Origin of the sequence: Sporichthya sp. (genome assembly GCF_013815995.1) — a bacterium.
GTDB lineage: Bacteria > Actinomycetota > Actinomycetes > Sporichthyales > Sporichthyaceae > Sporichthya.
The window spans coordinates 1-17,186 of sequence record NZ_JACDFE010000078.1 but is presented as its reverse complement, the minus strand read 5'-3'; the positions used below and the strand labels follow the sequence as shown (position 1 = coordinate 17,186).

The window sequence follows — 17,186 nt, the reverse complement described above, 5'->3', positions numbered from 1 at the left end:
CAGCAGCGCAACCGCGTTCGCCGCGAGCACCGCGTACGGCGCGCGGACCAGCACGGGCAGCGGGGGAGTGAAGACCAGGTAGCGGGCAGCGGCCCGCGCCTCGGCCGTGCCCGCCAGCTCCGCACGGTAGGAGTCCAGGCAGGCGGAGAGTTCGGCCACCGTCAACGGCGGTGCCGGCACGCCGAGCGAGCGCGCGATGTGCGCGGCGTCCGCGACGTACGCGTCAGCCTCGTCGGCGTTCAACGCCCGGGCCCCGAAACGCTGGTGCGCACGCAGGAAGCTGTCGATCTCGGCGACGTGCACCCACTGCAGCAGGTGCGGGTCATCGGCCGAGTAGGGCCGACCGTCCGGTGCGGTGCCGCGCACCCGGCCATGGATCCCGAGCACCTGGTCGACCGCGGCCTGCGCGTCCTGGGCGGTGCCGAAGGTGGTGGTGGCCAGGAACGTGCTGGTGCGCTGCAGTCGGCCCCACGGGTCGCCCCGGTAGCCGGAGTGCCCGACGACGCCGGCCATCGCCAGCGGATGCAGCGACTGCAGCAACAACGCGCGCAGCCCGCCGACGAACATCGCGGCATCGCCGTGCACCCGGCGGATCGGACGGTCCTCGGCGAACCACCGCGGTCCCGGTGTGCCGAGGATGCGTTCGCGCCGCGCGGGGCCTTCCGGGCCGGCTACCCGCGCGAAGATGCTCGCCCCGACGTTGGCCCGCAGATCGGCCAGAGTTCCCATCCCCATGGCCTCGACGGTAGCTCGGGTTACGCAGATCGGCCCCGGCAGCTCGACGAGCGCCGGGGCCGATCGGGACGAGTCAGCTCAGTTCCCACACCACGGTCGAGTTGACGCTGACCTGCTGGCTGCCGGCGTAGAGGGGGACCGATGTGCCGCTGGCGGAGTCCCGCTCGGCCATCGGGTACGCGTACCCGCCGTCGCCGGCATTGCCCTCGCTGATCGACACCACGCGGCCGAGGCTGCCACCGGCCAGGCGGGCGTACTGCTCGGCCTTGGACTTGGCGTCGGCGAACGCCAGCTTGCGGGCGTCCTCGACGAGGCCCGCGCTGTCCTCGAACTCGAAGGAGACGCCGTTGATCCGGGTCGCGTCGCCGCCGGCCTCGGCCGCGTCGGAGATCGTCGCGCCGGCGTCGTCGAGGTTGCGCAGCTTGACGCTGAGGGACTGGAACACGTCGAAGCCGTTCGGTCCGTCAGGGACAGGCATGTACGAGCTGACCACGGGCGGGACCGAGCTCATTCCCTCGCGGGTACCGAGGACCGCGGGGTCCTCCTTGAGCGGCAGGTCGGCGGCCGGCATCGGGTCGTTGGTGAGGGTCGGCTCGTCGGGGGCGACAGCTGGGTCCGAGGCGACGGGCGCGCCCGGTGCAGGGGCCGGCTGAATCATCGGCGCCACCAGGCTGGGCGGCGGGGCGGCCTTGCCCTCGTAGGAGCCTCCGTAGGAGCCCTCGTAGGGCTGGGCCGGGCCGTAGTGCTGGTTGATCGAGAGCTGCGAGGTCTGGATGTCGGCGTCCTTCACCCCGTGCTGGGCGAGCGCCTCCTTGATCTTGCGGATGTCGGCGTTGGCGGCGTCGAGGGCGGCGTTGACGTTGTCGCCGGTGCGCTGCACGCCCAGATCGAGGCGCACCACGTCCGGGGTCCCGCTGGCCTGGCCGAGCCCGGAGACCGTGACGGTGCGCGCGGCGGGGTCGCCGGTGGCGGCAACCGAACCGGCGCTTCCGGCCATCAGCATGCCGGCGACGGTGGTCGTCAGCACCACGGCGGCGGCCGCGGCCAACGATGCACGGCGGAACGAAACGGACATCTGGACTCCTCAGAGCGGCGGCAGGCGGCGCCGGTGTGCTCCGGCGTCAGAACACAGACGGCGGAGGAGCCCGAAACGTTCGCCGGGTCAGCAGCCGAACGCGGGCGCGGTGCAGGTAGGGCAGTGCGGGTGACGGCCGGCAGGGGTTGGTCGCGGTCAGTTCCTCCTGCTGCGCCTCGGTCAGCGATCCCGACGGCGTGAGCAGCACCACGTCGTCGGCCCACTGGCGGATCAGCTGGGTGTAGTGCGCGGTCATCGGCCCGCCGCCCAGGACACCGAGCCTGCGGTCGCGGACCTCGTAGCCGTGGCAGTACGGGCAGTGCAGGACATCGCGCGCCCACCGCTGGCGTAGCCCGGGGATCTCAGGCAGCTCGTCACGCAGGCCGGTGGCGATCAGCAGGCGTCGGGCCCAGACCGGCCGGTCGTCGGCGAACTGCACCCGGAACCGGGAGCCGTCGCGGCGAAGCGAGGCCACGACCTCATCGGCGATCTCGCCGCCGTAGCCCTTGACCTCCTCCCGACCGATCGCCAGCAACTCCCCGGGCGCTGCACCGTCCCGGGACAAGAAGCCGTGCATGTGCGCGGCCGGTGCATTGCGCGGGGCGCCGGAGTCCACCACGAGGACCCGGCGGCGGGCCCGGGTCAGGACCAGGGCCGCGGACAGTCCGGCGGCTCCGCCGCCGATCACCACTACGTCGTATTCGCTCATGCTCCGACAGTGCATCGGGCTTCCCGGGACCGGCAACAAATGTTGCTGTTTCCGGGAAACGGTCGTGGAATGGGGCCATGGACGAACCGGCGGAGACGATCGCGACGGCCCTGGAGCAGGTCGGCCCCCGGCTGCGCCTGCTGCGTACGCAGCGCGGCGTGACCCTGACCGGCCTCGAGGCCACGACGGGCATCTCCAAGAGCACGCTGTCGCGGTTGGAGTCGGGCCAGCGCAAGCCGAGCCTGGAACTGCTGCTGCCGCTGGCGCAGGCCTACGGGGTGCCGCTCGACGATCTGGTCGGCGCCCCCGAGGTCGGCGACCCACGCCTGCGGCTCAAGCCGCAGAAGGTGCACGGCCGCACCGTCATTCCGCTCACGCGCATGCCCGGGGCCATGCAGGCCTGGAAGATGATCATCCCGACGTCGCAGTCCAAGCCCCAACTGCGGGTCCACGACGGCCAGGAATGGCTCTACGTCCTGTCCGGCCGGATGCGCCTGTGCCTCGGCGACCAGGACCTCGTCCTCGGCCCCGGCGAGGTCGCCGAGTTCGACACCCGCGTCCCGCACTGGTTCGGCAGCACCGGCGACGGCCCCGCCGAGGTCCTCAGCCTGTTCGGCCGGCACGGCGAACGGATGCACGTTCGGGCCCGTAGCGACCAGGACGACTGATGGGGCGTCAGAAGCGCCTGGTCTTCGACGGCTGGATCGCCGGCCTCGGCACGACCTCCGGCACCCGCATCGTGGTCGGGCGTTGGCCGCGCAGTCCGTTCGGCGCCTTTGGCGATGTGATGATCGAGGACGCCGCCGGGCACCGGCGCCTGCTCGCCCCGCGCCCGGAGATCGCGGAGTTCATCGCCGCCACCTACACCTTCGACTCGGTGGAGATCGCGCACTTCGGGGTGACCGCCGCCCGGCGGGAGTGGGCGATCACCGCCGGGCCGCTGCATCTGGCGTTCGAGCTCGGCCGCCGGGCGCCGCTGGGCTACCTGCTGCGCGCCGTCCCGCCACCGCTGGCCCGCCGACCGGCCTGGGCGGCGGCGATCGACCGCCCGGCCCGATGGCTGATGCCCGGCGTCAGCACGCGAGGCACCGCCGGCAACGACCGCCGGGAGTGGTACGGCGCCCAGGACCTGCGCCCGATCAGCGCAGCGGTCGCCTGGCTCGACGGAGTTGACCTCGGCAGCCTGGCCAAGGTCGATCCGCCCGTTCGGTTCGGATTCGGGTCGGTACCGGCGGAGCCGGCGTTGGTCCGGGTCACCACCACCGTTGGACCAGGGACCTAGATCAACTTCTGCGACCACGGCTCGCGCCCGGTTGGTGGCGCTGAGCGACCGTCAATGCCCGGTTCGTCCACGTTCGTCCCCGGCATCGTCTCGCCGTGCAAAGCGCCGGACAAGGCCGTGAGAAAGGCCCACTGACCTCCGGCGTGTCGCCACACACTGAATCTCGTCTCGCTCCCATCCCGCCGATGAAAGAGGAGCCATGGACGCCAACCTCGCGGTTCGCCGCGCTGGTGGAGTGGTCGTGGTTGCGCTGTCCGGGGACTACGACCTCAGCCGCGCAGCAACCCTGCACACCCAGCTCCTCGACGTGCTCCGTGCGCGTCCCACGGGCATCGTGATCGACCTGTCCGAGGTCACCTTCTGCGACCTGGCCTGCCTGCGCACGATGGCCAACCTCGGCCGCCGTTCGACCGCGGTCGGCACCTGGATGCGGATGGCCGGCCCGTCGCCGATCGTGCGCCGCCTGCTGGAGATCACCGGTCTGTGCGCCTCGCTGCCGTGCTACCTCGACGTCGACGCCGCGATCCGCGGCAAGGCCCGTGCCGCTGCCTCCGCCGGCCGCGGCGTTGCATCGGCGGTGGCGTCATGAGCATCGCCTTCGTCGTGGTGATGCCGTTCCTGATGCTGTTCCTGGTCTTTTTCCTGGCCGACATCGAGGCGCGGCACCTGACCCAGCGTCGCGTCAACGAGCGACCCTCGCCGGTGGAAGCCACCAGCGAGGGTCAGGCGCCCGCAACCGCCTAGGGTTCAGAGGGTCAGAACCCCGAGGTCGGGGTGCCCGGGGAGCGCTGGGCGAGCAGGTCCCGGATCTCACGGAGCAGCGCGACGTCGTCGGGCACCACTGACGGGGCCGGCACCTCGCCGCGCTTGTGGCGCTCGGCCAGCGTCTTCATCGGCACGACGAAGGCGAAGTAGACGACCGCGGCCGTGATCAGGAACGTGACCGCGGCGTTGAGGAAGTTGCCGAACAGCAGCCGGTTGGTCTCGTCGAGCTTGATCGTGCCACCGGTGAGGCCACCACCCATGATGACGTTGATGATCGGCTGCACGAACGAGTCCGTGAAGGACTTCACCAGCGCAGCGAACGCGGTGCCGAGGACGACGGCGATCGCGAGGTCGATGACGTTGCCGCGCATCACGAATTCTTTGAAGCCCTTGATCACAGCCACTCCCAGGGTTGAGGGGAAATCTGTCGGCCCGTCAGGGCGCGTCCACGCTATCGCTGACGGCAGCACCGTCCAGTGGACGATCGATCCCTCCGGGGACCTCCGGGCGAAGCGTGATCGACAATCGACGGGTCGCCCCGGCGGCCGCGAGTCGGGCCGCCTGCGCCTCGGTCGCGGCCACCAGCACCAGGGCACCGTCCAGGCCGGTGCGCTTGGCGCCGGGCACCGCAAGCACCCGCACCCCGCTGGCCACCACCTCCGCCGACGCGAACCCGACCGGTCGGTCGAGCCCGGGCTCGAAACCCTCGGACAGCGCGGCGGCGAGCACATCCACCACTGATCCCGCGCGGAGCAGGGCGGCGGTGCCGGCGTCCGCGATCCGCACCCCGACGGCGACCAACTCCGAATCGGCGAGCAGGCCGGGCCCGACCAGTCGGAGGTCAGTGATCGGTTCACCCCGGCGGACCGGCGAGGCCAACAGGCGCCCGCGCGCCTCCGACGTGGATGTCAACGCCCCGTCCGGTACCGACGCCACCGGCACCCGCACGACGGAGAGGTCGTCGGCGGCAAGGGCCGCACCCCAGCGGAGGTCCCGAGCGGCGGTCAGCACCGGCACGGTCGCCCCTGCGCCGGGGGCCAGCAACGGCACTGCGGCCAGTACAGCGACGCCGGCGCACGCGCCCGCGACCAAGCCCCGGTAGCGGGCGAGCAGCATCCGCGCCTCGGCCCCCCAACTCATGGGCCTCCGGGGCGCTCGTCCCTCACCTCTCATGGCAGCTCGATGCCGGTCGTCAGCCCGTCCAGGGCGGACCCGCACGGACAGGTCCGCTCGGTCGGCATCGCCGCAACGATGTCCATCAGGACGTCACGCAGCCGCCCGACGTTCTCCTTGAACACCCGGAAGACCTCGGCCATCGTCACCCCCTCGCCGGTCTCGATGCCGGCGTCGAGGTCGGTGACCATCGCGAGCGGGGTGTAGCAGAGGGCGAGTTCGCGGGCCAGCGCCGCTTCCGGCGACCCGGTCATCCCGATGATCCGCGCGCCCGCCGCGGCGTACCACTGCGACTCCGCGCGGCTGGAGAACCGCGGCCCGTCGATCACCACCAGCGTCGCGCCGTCCACGGCCGGCCAGCCCGCCGCCGCGGTGGTCTCCAACGCGACCGCGCGCCCGGCCGGGCAGTACGGGTCGGCGAACCCGACGTGCACCACGCCGGCCGGCGGCCCGTCGTAGTACGTGCGGTCCCGTCCCGAGGTGCGGTCGACGACCTGGTCCGGCACCACGAGCGTCCCGATCGGGAAGTCGTGGGTCAGCGACCCGACCGCCGAGGGCGCCAGCACCTGGCGCGCTCCGACCGCTCGCAGCGCCCACAGGTTCGCCCGGTACGGGATCAGGTGCGGCGGCCACCGGTGATCCGCGCCGTGCCGGGGCAGGAAGGCCACCCGGCGCCCGGCCACCTCGCCGATGACCAGCGGGTCGCTCGGCGGACCGAAGGGGGTGGAGACGGTGACGGTGACGGCGTCGTCGAGGAACTCGTACAGCCCGGACCCGCCGATGACGCCGATCTCGGCGGTGCCGTGCTCACTCTGCAAGGGCTCACTCATGGCGCAGGACCCTAGCCCGGCGCGCGCTCAGCGCCCCGAGTTGTCCACAGGCGACTCAGGCCGCGGACTCGCCGCCGCTCTTCGAAGCGGGCTTGGACGAGCTGGACGAGCTGGACGAGTCGCTCGAGGACGAGCTGGACGAGGACGAGTCACCCGACGACGAGCCCGAGGAGGACGAGCCCGAGGAGGACGAGTCGCCCGAGGATGAGTCGGCGGAGGACGCTTTGGCGCCGACGCTGGACCGCGAGTCGTTCCGGTAGAACCCGGACCCCTTGAAGACCACGCCCACGGCGGAGAACACCTTGCGCAGCTTGCCGGTGCAGGTGGGGCACTCGGTGAGGGCGTCGTCGCTGAACTTCTGGACGGCCTCGAACTGGTGCCCGCACTCCGTGCAGGCGTACTGGTAGGTCGGCACCGACGGTCCTCCTGCTGGCACTCTCTGGGCTCGACTGCTAATTGTGCACGCTAGCGCCGGTTCCGGTCCACCCAGCCTGCCAGCCGGCCGTGTTCGCTGACCGCGCGGAGCCGCGCCTCGGTGACCCGCCGGATCGCCGAGGGGACCACGACCAGCAGTTCGTCGCCGCGCTGGACCCGGGTCGTCTCGCCCGGGACCAAGGATTTTCCGTCCCGGACGATCAGCGCCACGCTCGCGCCCTGCGGCAACCGCAACTCGAAGATCTCGACGCCGTGCATCCGGGACTCGGCCGGCACCCGGACCTGCAGCACGTCGGCGCCGAGCCGCTCCAGGGGCGCTGCCTCCAGGTCGAGGTCGCGCGGTTCGGCCTCGGAGATCACCTTCATGGTGCGCGCGAACAACGGCAGGGTCGGGCCCTGCAGCAACGTGTAGAGCACGGCGACGATGAAGACGAGGTTGAAGATCCGCTCGTTGTCCGGCACCCCCTCCACCACCGGGATCGTCGCCACCACGATCGGCACCGCCCCGCGCAGACCGGCCCAGGACAGGAAGGCCTGTTCGGCCCACGACACCCGGAACCAGACCGTCGAGGCGAAGACCGCGGCCGGGCGACCGATGAACAGCAGCACGAATCCGACCGCGATCGCGGGCATCACATCCGAGCCGAGCTCGGAGGGGGTGACCAGCAGGCCGAGCAGCACGAACAGGCCGATCTGGGCCAACCAGGCCAGCCCCTCGACGAAGCTGCGGGTCGCCGGTCGGTGCGGGAGCCGCGAGTTGCCCAGCACCAGCGCCGCGACGTAGACGGCGAGGAAGCCGCTGGCGTGCACGGCCGCGGCCCCGCTGTAGGCGAACAGCGCGAGAGCCAGCACGGCGATCGGATACAGACCCGAGGAGGGCAGCGCGATGCGGCGCAGGCCGTTCGCGCCCAGATAGCCGGCGGCCAGCCCGATCACCAGACCGACCGCGAGTTCGTACACCAGCAACGCCATCAGCTCGCCGAAGTCGGCGGCGCCGAAGGCCTCGGTCGTGGACAGCGCGACGGCGAGGACGACGATCGGAGCGTCGTTGAACCCGGACTCGGCCTCCAGGATGCCGACCAGACGCGGCCGCACCGATAACAGCCGCAGCACGGAGAACACGGCCGCGGCGTCGGTCGAGGACACGATCGCGGCCAGCAGGAACGAGACCTGCCAGGGCAGATCCAGCAGGTAGTGCGCGGCCGCTCCGGTGATCATCACCGAGACCCCGACCCCGACGGTGGCCAGCATCGCGGCGGCGGGGACGGACGGGCGGATCGTCGCCCAGTTCGTGGTCAGGCCACCCTCGGCCAGGATGATCACGAGCGCGGCGTAGCCCAGGGTCCGGGTCAGCTCGGCGTCGTCGAACTCGATGCCGATGACGTCCTGACCGAGCACGACGCCCAGCCCGAGGTAGAGCAGCAGGCTGGGCAGCGCGGTCCGGCTGGCCACCCGGACGGCGACCACCGCGACCAGCAGCACCAGCGAGCCCATCAGCAGTGCCTGATCGAGGTCGTCGACGGTGATGCTGCCCTCGCCGCCGCCACCCGCGCCGAGGATCACCATGACTCCTCGTCCTCGACCGCGTCCGCCGCCTCGCCGACCGGAACCAAGCCCTCGGGAGAGAGGACGGCGTGCACCTCCGCGTCGTGCCCGCGGGCCGGAACCGTGTCGATGATCTCGCCGGGGTAGAGCACCACCGCGATCAGCGCGGCCGGGTGCGCGTGGCGCAACGTCCGGTCGTAGGAGCCTCCGCCGCGGCCTAGCCGGCGCCCGTTCCGGTCGGCGGCCAGGCCGGGCACGAACGCGAGAAGGGCCTCGCCGAACGCCTCCGGTCCCAACCGCGGGCCGGCCGGCTCCAGCGTTCCGCGGGGACCGGGGACCAGGAAGTCCGGCCCGCGGTAGACGCCCCAGTCCAGGCCGTTGTCCTCGAGCAGGACCGGCAGCAGCACCCGCGTGCCAATCGCGCGCAGCGCCTCCAGAAGTGGGTGCGTGCCCGGCTCGGTCCCGGTCGAGGCGTAGAGCGCGACGGTCGGGGCGGGAGCCAGCGCTTCCAGGGCGCGGTCCCGGATGGCGGCGGCGGCGGCGGCCAACTCGGTCGGGCCGAGCGCGCGGCGGGCGGCCAGGACGGTGGCGCGGAGGGCGGATTTGGCGGCGTCGACCTCGGTGGGGGACCCGGTGGAACCGCCTACCGGCACGTTGCCTCCGTCCTGCCTGGTCGCTGCGGGCGTGCTCTTGATCCTTCCGTACGAGCGGTGCCGCCGTCATATCGGTGGTGCTGGGTAGCCTGCGCTCATGACCTCGACGTCCCCCCGAACGACCGCCGGTATGAGAAAGGCCGTCATCCCGGCCGCCGGCCTCGGGACGCGGTTCCTGCCCGCCACCAAGGCGACGCCGAAGGAGATGCTCCCGGTCGTCGACAAGCCGGCGATCGAGTACGTCGTCGAGGAGGCCGTCACGGCCGGCCTGACCGACGTGCTGATGATCACCGGGCGCAGCAAGCGGGCGCTGGAGGACCACTTCGACCGCAACTACGAGCTGGAGACCAAGCTCGCGGAGAAGGGCGACACCGCCACCCTGGAGCTCGTGCAGGCCTCCAACGACCTGGCGACGATGCACTACGTCCGCCAGGGCGAGCCCAAAGGCCTCGGGCACGCGGTGCTCTGCGCGGCCGATCACGTCGGCGACGAACCGTTCGCGGTGCTGCTCGGCGACGACCTGATCGACCCGCGCGACCCGCTGCTGAAGGCGATGATCGACGCCCAGGCCCGCTTCGGCGGCAGCGTGATCGCGCTCATGGAGGTCCCGCCCGCGCAGATCCATCTCTACGGTTGCGCCGCGGTCTCCCCGACGGAGGAGCCGGACGTCGTCCGGGTGACCGACCTGATCGAGAAGCCGCCGCGCGGGGAGGCGCCGAGCAACCTCGCGATCATCGGCCGCTACGTCATCGAGTCGGCCGTGTTCGACGTGCTGCGCCGCACCCCGCCCGGCCGCGGCGGGGAGATCCAGCTGACCGATGCGCTGCGCTCGCTGGCCCTGGGCGACGGCGGCGGGCCGGTGCACGCGGTGATCTTCCGCGGCCGCCGCTACGACACCGGCGACCGCCAGGAGTACCTGCGCACGATCGTGCGCCTGGCCTGCGAGCGCGAGGACCTCGGGCCGGAGTTCCGGTCCTGGCTGGCCGACTTCGTCGCGAAAGAGATGGAGGGCCCGGCATGAGGTCCGTCGAGGAGCAGCTCGTCCACATCCTGGGCCAACTCGCGCCGATGCCCGGGCTGGAGGTCCAGCTTCAGGAGGCGCAGGGCTGCCTGCTCGCGCAGGAGGTCGTGGCGCCGCTGGATCTACCGCCGTGGGACAACTCCGCGATGGACGGCTACGCGGTCCGCATCGCTGACGTCACCGGGGCGTCGCCGGAGTTCCCGGCCGAGCTCGACGTCATCGACGACATCGCCGCGGGCGCGGTCTCCCACCGGGTGGTCAAGCCGGGCACGTGCGCGCGGATCATGACCGGAGCCCCGGTCCCGGAGGGGACCGAGGCGATCGTCGCGGTGGAGCAGACCGACCGCGGCACCCGTCGGGTGAAGATCGAGACCGAGTCGTCCGAAGGACAGTTCATCCGGCTGCGGGGCAGCGACGTGTCCACCGGCCAGCTGCTGTTGCCGGCCGGTACCGAGCTCGGCTCGGCGCAGATCGGGATGCTCGCCGCGATCGGCGTCTCCCGCGTTGAGGTTCACCCCAGGCCGCGGGTCGTGGTGATCTCCACCGGCAGCGAACTGGTCGAGCCGGGCCAGCCGCTCGGTCCGGGCCAGATCTACGAGTCGAACAGCTACATGCTGGCCGCCGCCGCCCGTGAGGCCGGCGCGGTGGCGTACCGCATCGGGATGGTGCACGACGACGAGGAGCTCGTGCTCTCCACCATCGAGGAGCAGACCTCCCGCGCCGACCTGATCGTCACCTCCGGCGGAGTCAGTGCCGGCGCCTACGACGTGGTGAAGGGCGTGCTCTCGCGCCTGGGCACCGTCGAGTTCGGGGGGATCAAGATGAACCCCGGCAAGCCGCAGGGCTTCGGCTTCATCGGCGGCGAGGCGTTCGGTTCCGGCGTGCCGATCTTCACCCTGCCCGGCAACCCGGTCAGCTCCTACGTCTCCTTCGAGGTCTTCGTCCGCCCGGCGATCCGCCGACTCCGCGGCCTCGCCCCGGAGCGGCGCGCCATCACCCAGGCGACGATCTCGACCGACCTGAGCTCACCCGGCGGCAAGACGCAGTTCGCCCGGGGCTGGGTGGTGCCTTCCGGCGCCTACGGCCTGCCCGAGGTGCGTCCGGTCGGCGGCGCGGGCTCGCACCTGCTCGCCGGGCTGGCGACGTCGAACTGCTTCATCGTCATCGGTGAGGACGTCACCGAGGTCAAGGCCGGGGAACAGGTGGACATCATGCGGTTCGGAGCTGCCTCGTGAGCGCGCCTTCCGGGGATCGGCTGACCCACGTCGACGCCAAGGGCGAAGCCCGCATGGTCGACGTCTCCGGCAAGGATGTGACGGTCCGTCAGGCCACCGCGACCGGACGCGTTCTTCTGTCCTCGACGGTGATCGCCCTGCTGCGCGGTGAGGGCGTGCCCAAAGGCGACGCGCTCGCGGTCGCGCGGATCGCCGGCATCCAGGCCGCGAAGAAGACCCCCGACCTCGTGCCGCTGTGTCACCCGCTGGCGATCCACGGCGTCACCGTCGACCTCGCGGTCACCGACACCTCGGTCGAGATCAGCGCCACCGTGCGCACCGCCGACCGGACCGGGGTGGAGATGGAGGCGCTGACCTGTGTCGCCGTCGCCGGGCTCACCGTGGTCGACATGGTGAAGGCGGTCGACAAGGGCGCCGTGATCACCGACATCCGGATCGAGGAGAAGACCGGGGGCAAGTCCGGGACCTACAAGCGATTGAGGCGAGAGGAGGGCGAGCTTGCTCGTCCTTCCGAGCCGATTGAGCTTGTTGAAGGGAGCGAAGCGACCGAACATCGCCGGGCGCGGACGTGAGGACGCCGTCGTGAGAGCACTGGTCATCACCTGCTCCAACCGGGCCGCGGCCGGGGTCTACTCCGATCGCGGCGGCCCGATCCTGCACGCCGGTCTGGTCGAGCTCGGGTTCGAGGTCGACGGCCCGCAGGTCGTGCCCGACGGCGAGCCGGTCTGGGAGGCCCTGACCGCCGGCGTCACGGCCGGTTACGACGTCATCCTCACCACCGGCGGCACCGGGCTCACCCCGGGCGATCACACCCCGGAGGTGACCCGCCGGGTGATCGAGCGCGAGGTGCCCGGGATCGCGGATGCGATCCGGCGGCACTCGCAGGACAAGGTGCCCGCCTCCGCCCTCAGTCGTGGCCTGGCCGGGGTCGCCGGGCGCACACTGATCGTCAACCTGCCCGGCTCCCCGGGCGGGTGCAAGGACGGGATCGCGGTGCTCAATCCGATCCTCAAACACGCCGTCGAGCAGATCGGGGGTGGTGACCACTGAACAAGCCCTGGCCGGTGCGCCTCTCGGACGGCCCCGTCGCGCTGCGTCCGTTGCGGATGCGCGACGCGCAGCCCTGGCACGACCTGCGCCGAGAGAACCACACCTGGCTCAAGCCGTGGGAGGCCACCCGGCCCGTGGACGAGACCCCGGAGATGAGCTTCGCCAACATGGTCCGCCGGCTGCGCGCCGAGGCACGGGCCGGACGGACCATGCCGTTCGCGATCACCTGGTCTGGGACCTTCATCGGCCAGCTCACCGTCTCCGGCATCACCTGGGGCTCGCTGTGCGGCGGTCACATCGGCTACTGGATCGACAAGGGCCACGCCGGACGCGGCGTCATGCCGACCGCCGTCGCGCTGGCCACCGACCACGCCCTGCAGACCATGGGCCTGCACCGCGTCGAGATCTGCATCCGGCCGGAGAACGCCAACAGCCGGCGCGTGGTGGAGAAGCTGGGCTTCCGCGAGGAGGGTCTGCGTCCGGCCTATCTGCACATCGACGGTGAGTGGCGCGACCACCTCGTCTACGTCATCACCTCCGAGGAGATCCCCGGCGGACTGCTCAACCGCTGGCGGGCCACCCACGGCCCGCTGCACGCTTGAGCTCACTAGTCACATCAGTCCCGCACGACACGCCGACTGCATCCCCGATCCGAGCGGGTCTCGCCCCTAACTTTGATCGTCATGAGCGGAAGTGGCCTCCTGTACGCGGCGGTGCTCGGCGCCTGGGCCGTGTTCCTTCTGACGCGGTGTCTGAAGACGACGCCCGCGGACACCAGCTCCGGAGTTAAGGAGGGCACCTTGTTGCGACGTCGCGGCGAGAGCGACCCCACTTATTCGATGCTGCGTCCGGTTGCGGCGGGGGCTTCGGAGCCGGTGGTGAAGGCCCGCGAGACCCGGCGTCCCGTCGAGATGGTGACCCGCCCCCGCGTCAGCGCCGCCACCGCGGCCCGTCGTCGCCGGGTGCTCAGCACCCTCGTCGTCTCCTTCGTTCCGCTCCTGACCGCCTACCTCCTCGGCCTGCTGCCGATGTGGCCGGCGGCCATCCCGGCAGGTCTGTTCTTCGCCTACCTCTACGAGGTGCGGGTACGGGCCAAGAAGTCTCGCGTGACCCGCGTGCACGTTCCGGTTGCTCCTTCCGCGTCGGCCAAGATCCCGGCACAGCGCGGCACTCGCAGCAAGCCCGCCGACGCAGACCTGACCTGGAACCCGTGGCCCTCGGTGGAGGTCGACGAACCGACCCCCGGCCCGGTCGCCGACATCGCCGATGGATGGGAGCCCCGTCCCGTGCCACTGCCCACGTACGTCACCGCCCCCAAGGCCCCGCCGGTCGGTCGCCGCATCGACGTCTCCGCCGGTCGCCCCTGGACCGCCGTCGACGACGAGCCGACCCAGGAGTTCCCGGTCCTCACCGACGAGCTGATCGCGCAGATCGAGGCCGAGATGGCCGCGAAGGCGTCGGCCGAGCAGCTCGAGCTGATCGAGGACGTCGCCCCGATCGAGCACAAGCGCGCCGTCGGCGAGTAGCTCGCCAGAAAACCTGCACTCTGGTCGCGTGGCCGGGCTATCGCGGAACCCTCATGGCCCGGCTGGCCAACCAGAGTCGGGCCCGCCCGGGGCGCACCGGCCGACGCCGGCCCGGTGATAACCTTTCCCGGCACGTCGGGGGCTGTGGCGCAGTCTGGTAGCGCACCTCGTTCGCATCGAGGGGGTCTGGGGTTCAAATCCCCACAGCTCCACCCATCAGTGCAGGTCAGAGGCCGATTCCGAACTTCTCGGGATCGGCCTCTTGGTCATTTGGCAGCAATTTGGCAGCAGATTCCGCGGACGACGTTCCCGGAGGTCCGCAGACGAGGGTGGACACTGACGGATCGCGCCGCGTGATCTGCCGCCCCTTCACCACGCCATCGCCGCAGTCCTTCCTGGCCGGTCCGGCCGACCGGCGGAGTGAGCTTGGCGCCGGACTGCCGTGGCTGGCGTGCGCGCGAAATAAAGGTCGGTGTTCGCAAAAGTTTCGTGTTTCACCAAAGATTGGATTCTGCCGTACTATTGACGAATGGACACCGTAGCGCTGGAGCGGCTGTTGGCCGATGCCTTTGCTCGCGTCGACCCGGGCATCGTCGTTCGGGTCGTCGAGGTGGGCCCGCGTCCGGGCCGGTTCGTGGCGAGGATCCAGTCGGCGTCGGTGGAGGTCGCGTGGCTGAGCCGGGGTTGGCCTCGGGAGGTCCGGGAGCTTTTGGACCGGCCCGACCGCCCCGACCTGGTGGTCGCCCCGGCGTTGTCGCCGGGGGCGCGAGGATTGCTTGGCGATGCCGGCCTGTCCTGGGTCGACGGGACCGGCGCGACGCGGATCGCCTTGCCGGGCCTCTACGTTCGCGTCGAGGCCGAGCGCGTTGCGCGTCCCGCTGCGAAGGCTGGCTGGACAGCAGGAATCCTTGCGGTGTGCGAGGGACTGCTGGTCGGGACGGGCGGCACCGTCGACGAACTGGTCGCGGCGACCGGGTTGGCTCCCTCAACGGTCGGCGGCGCCCTGCGCTTCCTGCAGGACGAGCACCTGTTGGAGGCAGCCGCGGCCCGGGGCCGCAACGCTCGCCGTACTGTGGTCGATGTTTCGGAGTTGCTCGACGCCTACGCGACCACAGCTGCCCACCTGCGCGGTGACGCCTCGGTGCGAGTCGGAGTCCTGTGGCGTGATCCGGCACAAGGGGCGCGTGAGCTGGGGGCTCGCCTGGCCGCCAACGGCCTGGCCTGGAGCACGACCGGGGCACTCGCGGCCGACGTCCTCGCTCCGCACCTGTCCGAGGTCGCTCCGCTGGAGATCTACCTCGACGTCAAGAGCTTGCCGGAACTACGGCAGGTCGCCCGCGAGGCAAGTCTGAGTGAGGCGGCCGGCGGCCGGCTGCTCTTGCGGCCGTTCCCCACGCCGGCCCGCGACGCACTCAGTACGACAGTCGCGGGGCAGCGAGTGGCGACGTGGCCACGCGTGTTCTCTGACCTCCGGATGATCGGGGTCCGGGGCGAGGATGCCGCCGAGCACCTCCGCGAGCAGATGGGTGCAGTCGCGTGAGAGAAGAGGAAGAGCGCACCGGCCGGGCCAGGCGAGCCGCCGAACTCGCCTTGGTCCGGGTGTGCAGCCACTACGGCGACCGACCCAACTTCGTCTTGCTCGGTGGCCTGGTCCCCGCGATGTTGTGCTCGGACAGCGACCGCGTGCACGCGGGGACGACCGACGTCGACGTCCAGGTCGACCTGGAGATTGCCGGCGGCGCCGACCATGCCCGCCGTCTGGAGATCGCGTTGAAGAACGCTGACTTCCGCCCCGACTCCGAGCGCGTCTGGCGGTGGGAGACGGTCCAGGGCGGCGGCTACAAGGCGGTGATCAAGTTCGAGTTGCTCGCCGATCTCGCCGACCAACCCCAAAACGCCGACATTCGCTTCGATGACACCGACAGCCTTGGCGCGGTCAATCTGCGCGGTACCGGCTACGCCAGCCGGGACTACGCGCCGCGAACCGTGGTCGCCTACGACCAGGGCGCCACGATTACGGCCGAGGTCAACGTGACCGGCCTCGCCGGATTCCTCCTCGCGAAGACCGCAGCCGCCTATGGCCGGCACAAGCCGAAGGACTACTACGACATCGCCTTCGTCCTGCTGCACCACAACGAGGTCTTCATCGATGAGGCGATCCCGCTCGACCCGGCCGAGGTCGTCCTCCACCGCCTTGGCGCTCCGATGGAGATGCGCACGGCCATCGAAGACCTGGCGGCGAACTTCTTCGACGACCGTGCGGCAGGTGTCCAGGCGTATGTCGAACAGTTCCTCATCAACCACCCTGGATCCGACGCGGCCACCGCAGCCACCGACGCCCAGCTCGTGGTCGCCTCTTTCACCACGAGGTTGCTCGACGCCCTCGCGCGTCGGCGGCATTCCTAATTGGGCCCCGAAGGCAACCGGGACCGGCGAAATCCGGGCAGTTCGGAACGAGCATCCTCGGTGGGCTCCGCCGGACCTGCATGGACAGGGGCAGACCGCTACGGACGACGGCTGGGCTCATAACCCAGAGGTCGTAGGTTCAAATCCTACCCCCGCTACTACGTAAGTGCAGGTCAGGGCCATGATCACGAATCTGTGATCGTGGCCCTTGGTCGGTGGTCAGCAGTTGGTCAGCTAACTTCTGCGACACGCCGTGCCGGACCTGGGCGGATGGGGTCGGACGGGCGTGGACAGCGCCGGGGCGGTCTCCACCTGGATCCCGTGCGCTCGCGCGCCGAGACCCAATGGCGTGCAGACGCCAGGGGCCGCGAGCCGGCGCAGGTCGTCGGGTTGCCGGCAACATCCCGGGGAGCTCAGGCACTTGGGAGGGCACTCGGCCAACTAGTGGTCCGTCTGCGAATTGATCTGGTTGAGCGTGGCGCGGCCGCGCCGAACCTTGGCGATGATCTCCTCCGCGGTCGCCTTCCAGATGAAGGGCTTCGGGTCGCTGTTCCAGTGTCCGGCCCAGTCGGTGATCGCGGCGGTGAGTTCGGCGACGCTGGTGAACCGCCCGCGGAGCAAACGCTTCTCGGTCAACTCCTTGAACCAGCGCTCGACCAGGTTCAGCCACGAACTCGAGGTGGGGGTGAAGTGCAGGTGCCAGCGCCGTCGGTCCTTGTGCGCGAGCCACTTGGTGATCTCCGGGG

At 71.0% G+C, this 17,186-nt stretch carries 22 protein-coding genes and 2 tRNA genes; 14 read left to right on the top strand and 10 right to left on the bottom strand.

Translation table 11 applies throughout. The annotated features are described in order from the left end of the window. From H0X00_RS10850 to H0X00_RS10840, 3 genes are all read right to left on the bottom strand, one after another. Positions 1–729: oxygenase MpaB family protein (locus H0X00_RS10850; protein WP_367186551.1), on the bottom strand; the 729-nt coding region annotated here is incomplete at its 3' end. 79 nt (positions 730–808) lie between these two features. Further along, the gene (locus tag H0X00_RS10845) at positions 809–1,810 is read right to left on the bottom strand and encodes an SIMPL domain-containing protein (protein WP_293769874.1); all 1,002 of its coding nucleotides are present in this window, start codon (positions 1,808–1,810) and stop codon (positions 809–811) included. A gap of 46 nt (positions 1,811–1,856) precedes the next feature. Next, on the bottom strand, positions 1,857–2,519 hold the full coding sequence (locus H0X00_RS10840; protein ID WP_293769872.1) for an NAD(P)/FAD-dependent oxidoreductase: 663 nt from the start codon (positions 2,517–2,519) through the stop codon (positions 1,857–1,859). 77 nt (positions 2,520–2,596) lie between these two features. Between H0X00_RS10840 and H0X00_RS10835 the strand changes: the two genes are divergently transcribed. From H0X00_RS10835 to H0X00_RS10820, 4 genes are all read left to right on the top strand, one after another. Continuing rightward, positions 2,597–3,187, top strand: a complete 591-nt coding sequence (locus H0X00_RS10835; protein ID WP_293769871.1) for an XRE family transcriptional regulator — start codon at positions 2,597–2,599, stop codon at positions 3,185–3,187. Next, positions 3,187–3,801 (top strand): hypothetical protein, encoded by a 615-nt coding sequence (locus tag H0X00_RS10830; RefSeq protein ID WP_293769870.1) that lies wholly within the window; start codon positions 3,187–3,189, stop codon positions 3,799–3,801. Before H0X00_RS10835 ends, H0X00_RS10830 begins: the two co-directional genes overlap by 1 nt. A gap of 199 nt (positions 3,802–4,000) precedes the next feature. Then, complete coding sequence (locus H0X00_RS10825) at positions 4,001–4,390, top strand: STAS domain-containing protein (protein WP_293769869.1); 390 nt, start codon at positions 4,001–4,003, stop codon at positions 4,388–4,390. Next, entirely contained in the window at positions 4,387–4,545 is a 159-nt protein-coding gene (locus H0X00_RS10820; RefSeq protein WP_293769868.1) for a hypothetical protein, read from the top strand. The genes H0X00_RS10825 and H0X00_RS10820 overlap by 4 nt, the downstream gene beginning before the upstream one ends. Before the next feature lie 11 nt (positions 4,546–4,556). Here H0X00_RS10820 and mscL read toward each other — a convergent pair whose 3' ends face one another. From mscL to H0X00_RS10785, 6 genes are read right to left on the bottom strand one after another with little or no spacing between them, the layout of a single operon-like run. Next, entirely contained in the window at positions 4,557–4,964 is a 408-nt protein-coding gene (gene mscL / locus H0X00_RS10815) for a large conductance mechanosensitive channel protein MscL (RefSeq protein ID WP_293769867.1), read from the bottom strand. Positions 4,965–5,001: 37 nt separating this feature from the next. Beyond that, entirely contained in the window at positions 5,002–5,706 is a 705-nt protein-coding gene (cpaB, locus tag H0X00_RS10810; RefSeq protein WP_293769866.1) for a Flp pilus assembly protein CpaB, read from the bottom strand. A 29-nt stretch (positions 5,707–5,735) separates the two neighbouring features. Then, complete coding sequence (locus H0X00_RS10805) at positions 5,736–6,569, bottom strand: S-methyl-5'-thioadenosine phosphorylase (RefSeq protein ID WP_293769865.1); 834 nt, start codon at positions 6,567–6,569, stop codon at positions 5,736–5,738. A 55-nt stretch (positions 6,570–6,624) separates the two neighbouring features. After that, a complete protein-coding gene (locus H0X00_RS23820) occupies positions 6,625–6,984 on the bottom strand; it encodes an FmdB family zinc ribbon protein (protein WP_367186549.1) in 360 nt (119 codons plus the stop codon). A 50-nt stretch (positions 6,985–7,034) separates the two neighbouring features. Then, positions 7,035–8,570, bottom strand: a complete 1,536-nt coding sequence (locus tag H0X00_RS10790) for a potassium/proton antiporter (protein WP_293769861.1) — start codon at positions 8,568–8,570, stop codon at positions 7,035–7,037. Further along, on the bottom strand, positions 8,564–9,202 hold the full coding sequence (locus tag H0X00_RS10785; RefSeq protein ID WP_293769860.1) for a 5-formyltetrahydrofolate cyclo-ligase: 639 nt from the start codon (positions 9,200–9,202) through the stop codon (positions 8,564–8,566). Before H0X00_RS10785 ends, H0X00_RS10790 begins: the two co-directional genes overlap by 7 nt. Positions 9,203–9,299: 97 nt before the next feature. Between H0X00_RS10785 and galU the strand changes: the two genes are divergently transcribed. The 10 genes from galU to H0X00_RS10735 all read left to right on the top strand — a co-directional run bounded on the left by galU (position 9,300) and on the right by H0X00_RS10735 (position 16,598). Then, positions 9,300–10,223 carry a UTP--glucose-1-phosphate uridylyltransferase GalU gene (gene galU, locus H0X00_RS10780; RefSeq protein WP_367186547.1) on the top strand — a complete coding sequence of 308 codons (924 nt, stop codon included), beginning with the start codon at positions 9,300–9,302 and terminating at the stop codon, positions 10,221–10,223. Further along, positions 10,220–11,458 carry a gephyrin-like molybdotransferase Glp gene (gene glp, locus H0X00_RS10775; RefSeq protein ID WP_293769858.1) on the top strand — a complete coding sequence of 413 codons (1,239 nt, stop codon included), beginning with the start codon at positions 10,220–10,222 and terminating at the stop codon, positions 11,456–11,458. The genes galU and glp overlap by 4 nt, the downstream gene beginning before the upstream one ends. Further along, entirely contained in the window at positions 11,455–12,030 is a 576-nt protein-coding gene (gene moaC / locus H0X00_RS10770) for a cyclic pyranopterin monophosphate synthase MoaC (protein ID WP_293769857.1), read from the top strand. The genes glp and moaC overlap by 4 nt, the downstream gene beginning before the upstream one ends. 10 nt (positions 12,031–12,040) lie before the next feature. Further along, positions 12,041–12,508: a MogA/MoaB family molybdenum cofactor biosynthesis protein gene (locus tag H0X00_RS10765; protein ID WP_293769856.1), complete on the top strand. Its 468-nt coding sequence runs from the start codon at positions 12,041–12,043 to the stop codon at positions 12,506–12,508. 14 nt (positions 12,509–12,522) lie between these two features. Further along, positions 12,523–13,110, top strand: coding sequence for a GNAT family protein (locus tag H0X00_RS10760; RefSeq protein ID WP_293769855.1), 588 nt, complete (start codon positions 12,523–12,525; stop codon positions 13,108–13,110). An 81-nt stretch (positions 13,111–13,191) separates the two neighbouring features. Further along, positions 13,192–14,034, top strand: coding sequence for a hypothetical protein (locus H0X00_RS10755; protein ID WP_293769854.1), 843 nt, complete (start codon positions 13,192–13,194; stop codon positions 14,032–14,034). Positions 14,035–14,172: 138 nt separating this feature from the next. Further along, positions 14,173–14,246: transfer RNA gene (locus H0X00_RS10750), tRNA-Ala, on the top strand. Positions 14,247–14,563: 317 nt separating this feature from the next. After that, positions 14,564–15,574 (top strand): hypothetical protein, encoded by a 1,011-nt coding sequence (locus H0X00_RS10745; RefSeq protein ID WP_293769853.1) that lies wholly within the window; start codon positions 14,564–14,566, stop codon positions 15,572–15,574. After that, positions 15,571–16,440, top strand: coding sequence for a hypothetical protein (locus H0X00_RS10740; protein WP_293769852.1), 870 nt, complete (start codon positions 15,571–15,573; stop codon positions 16,438–16,440). The genes H0X00_RS10745 and H0X00_RS10740 overlap by 4 nt, the downstream gene beginning before the upstream one ends. Positions 16,441–16,529: 89 nt before the next feature. Next, a tRNA-Met gene (locus H0X00_RS10735) sits at positions 16,530–16,598 on the top strand. A 283-nt stretch (positions 16,599–16,881) separates the two neighbouring features. Here the strand turns inward: H0X00_RS10735 and H0X00_RS10730 are convergent. Continuing rightward, positions 16,882–17,186 (bottom strand): transposase (locus tag H0X00_RS10730; RefSeq protein ID WP_293769851.1); only part of this gene is annotated, 305 nt, incomplete at its 5' end.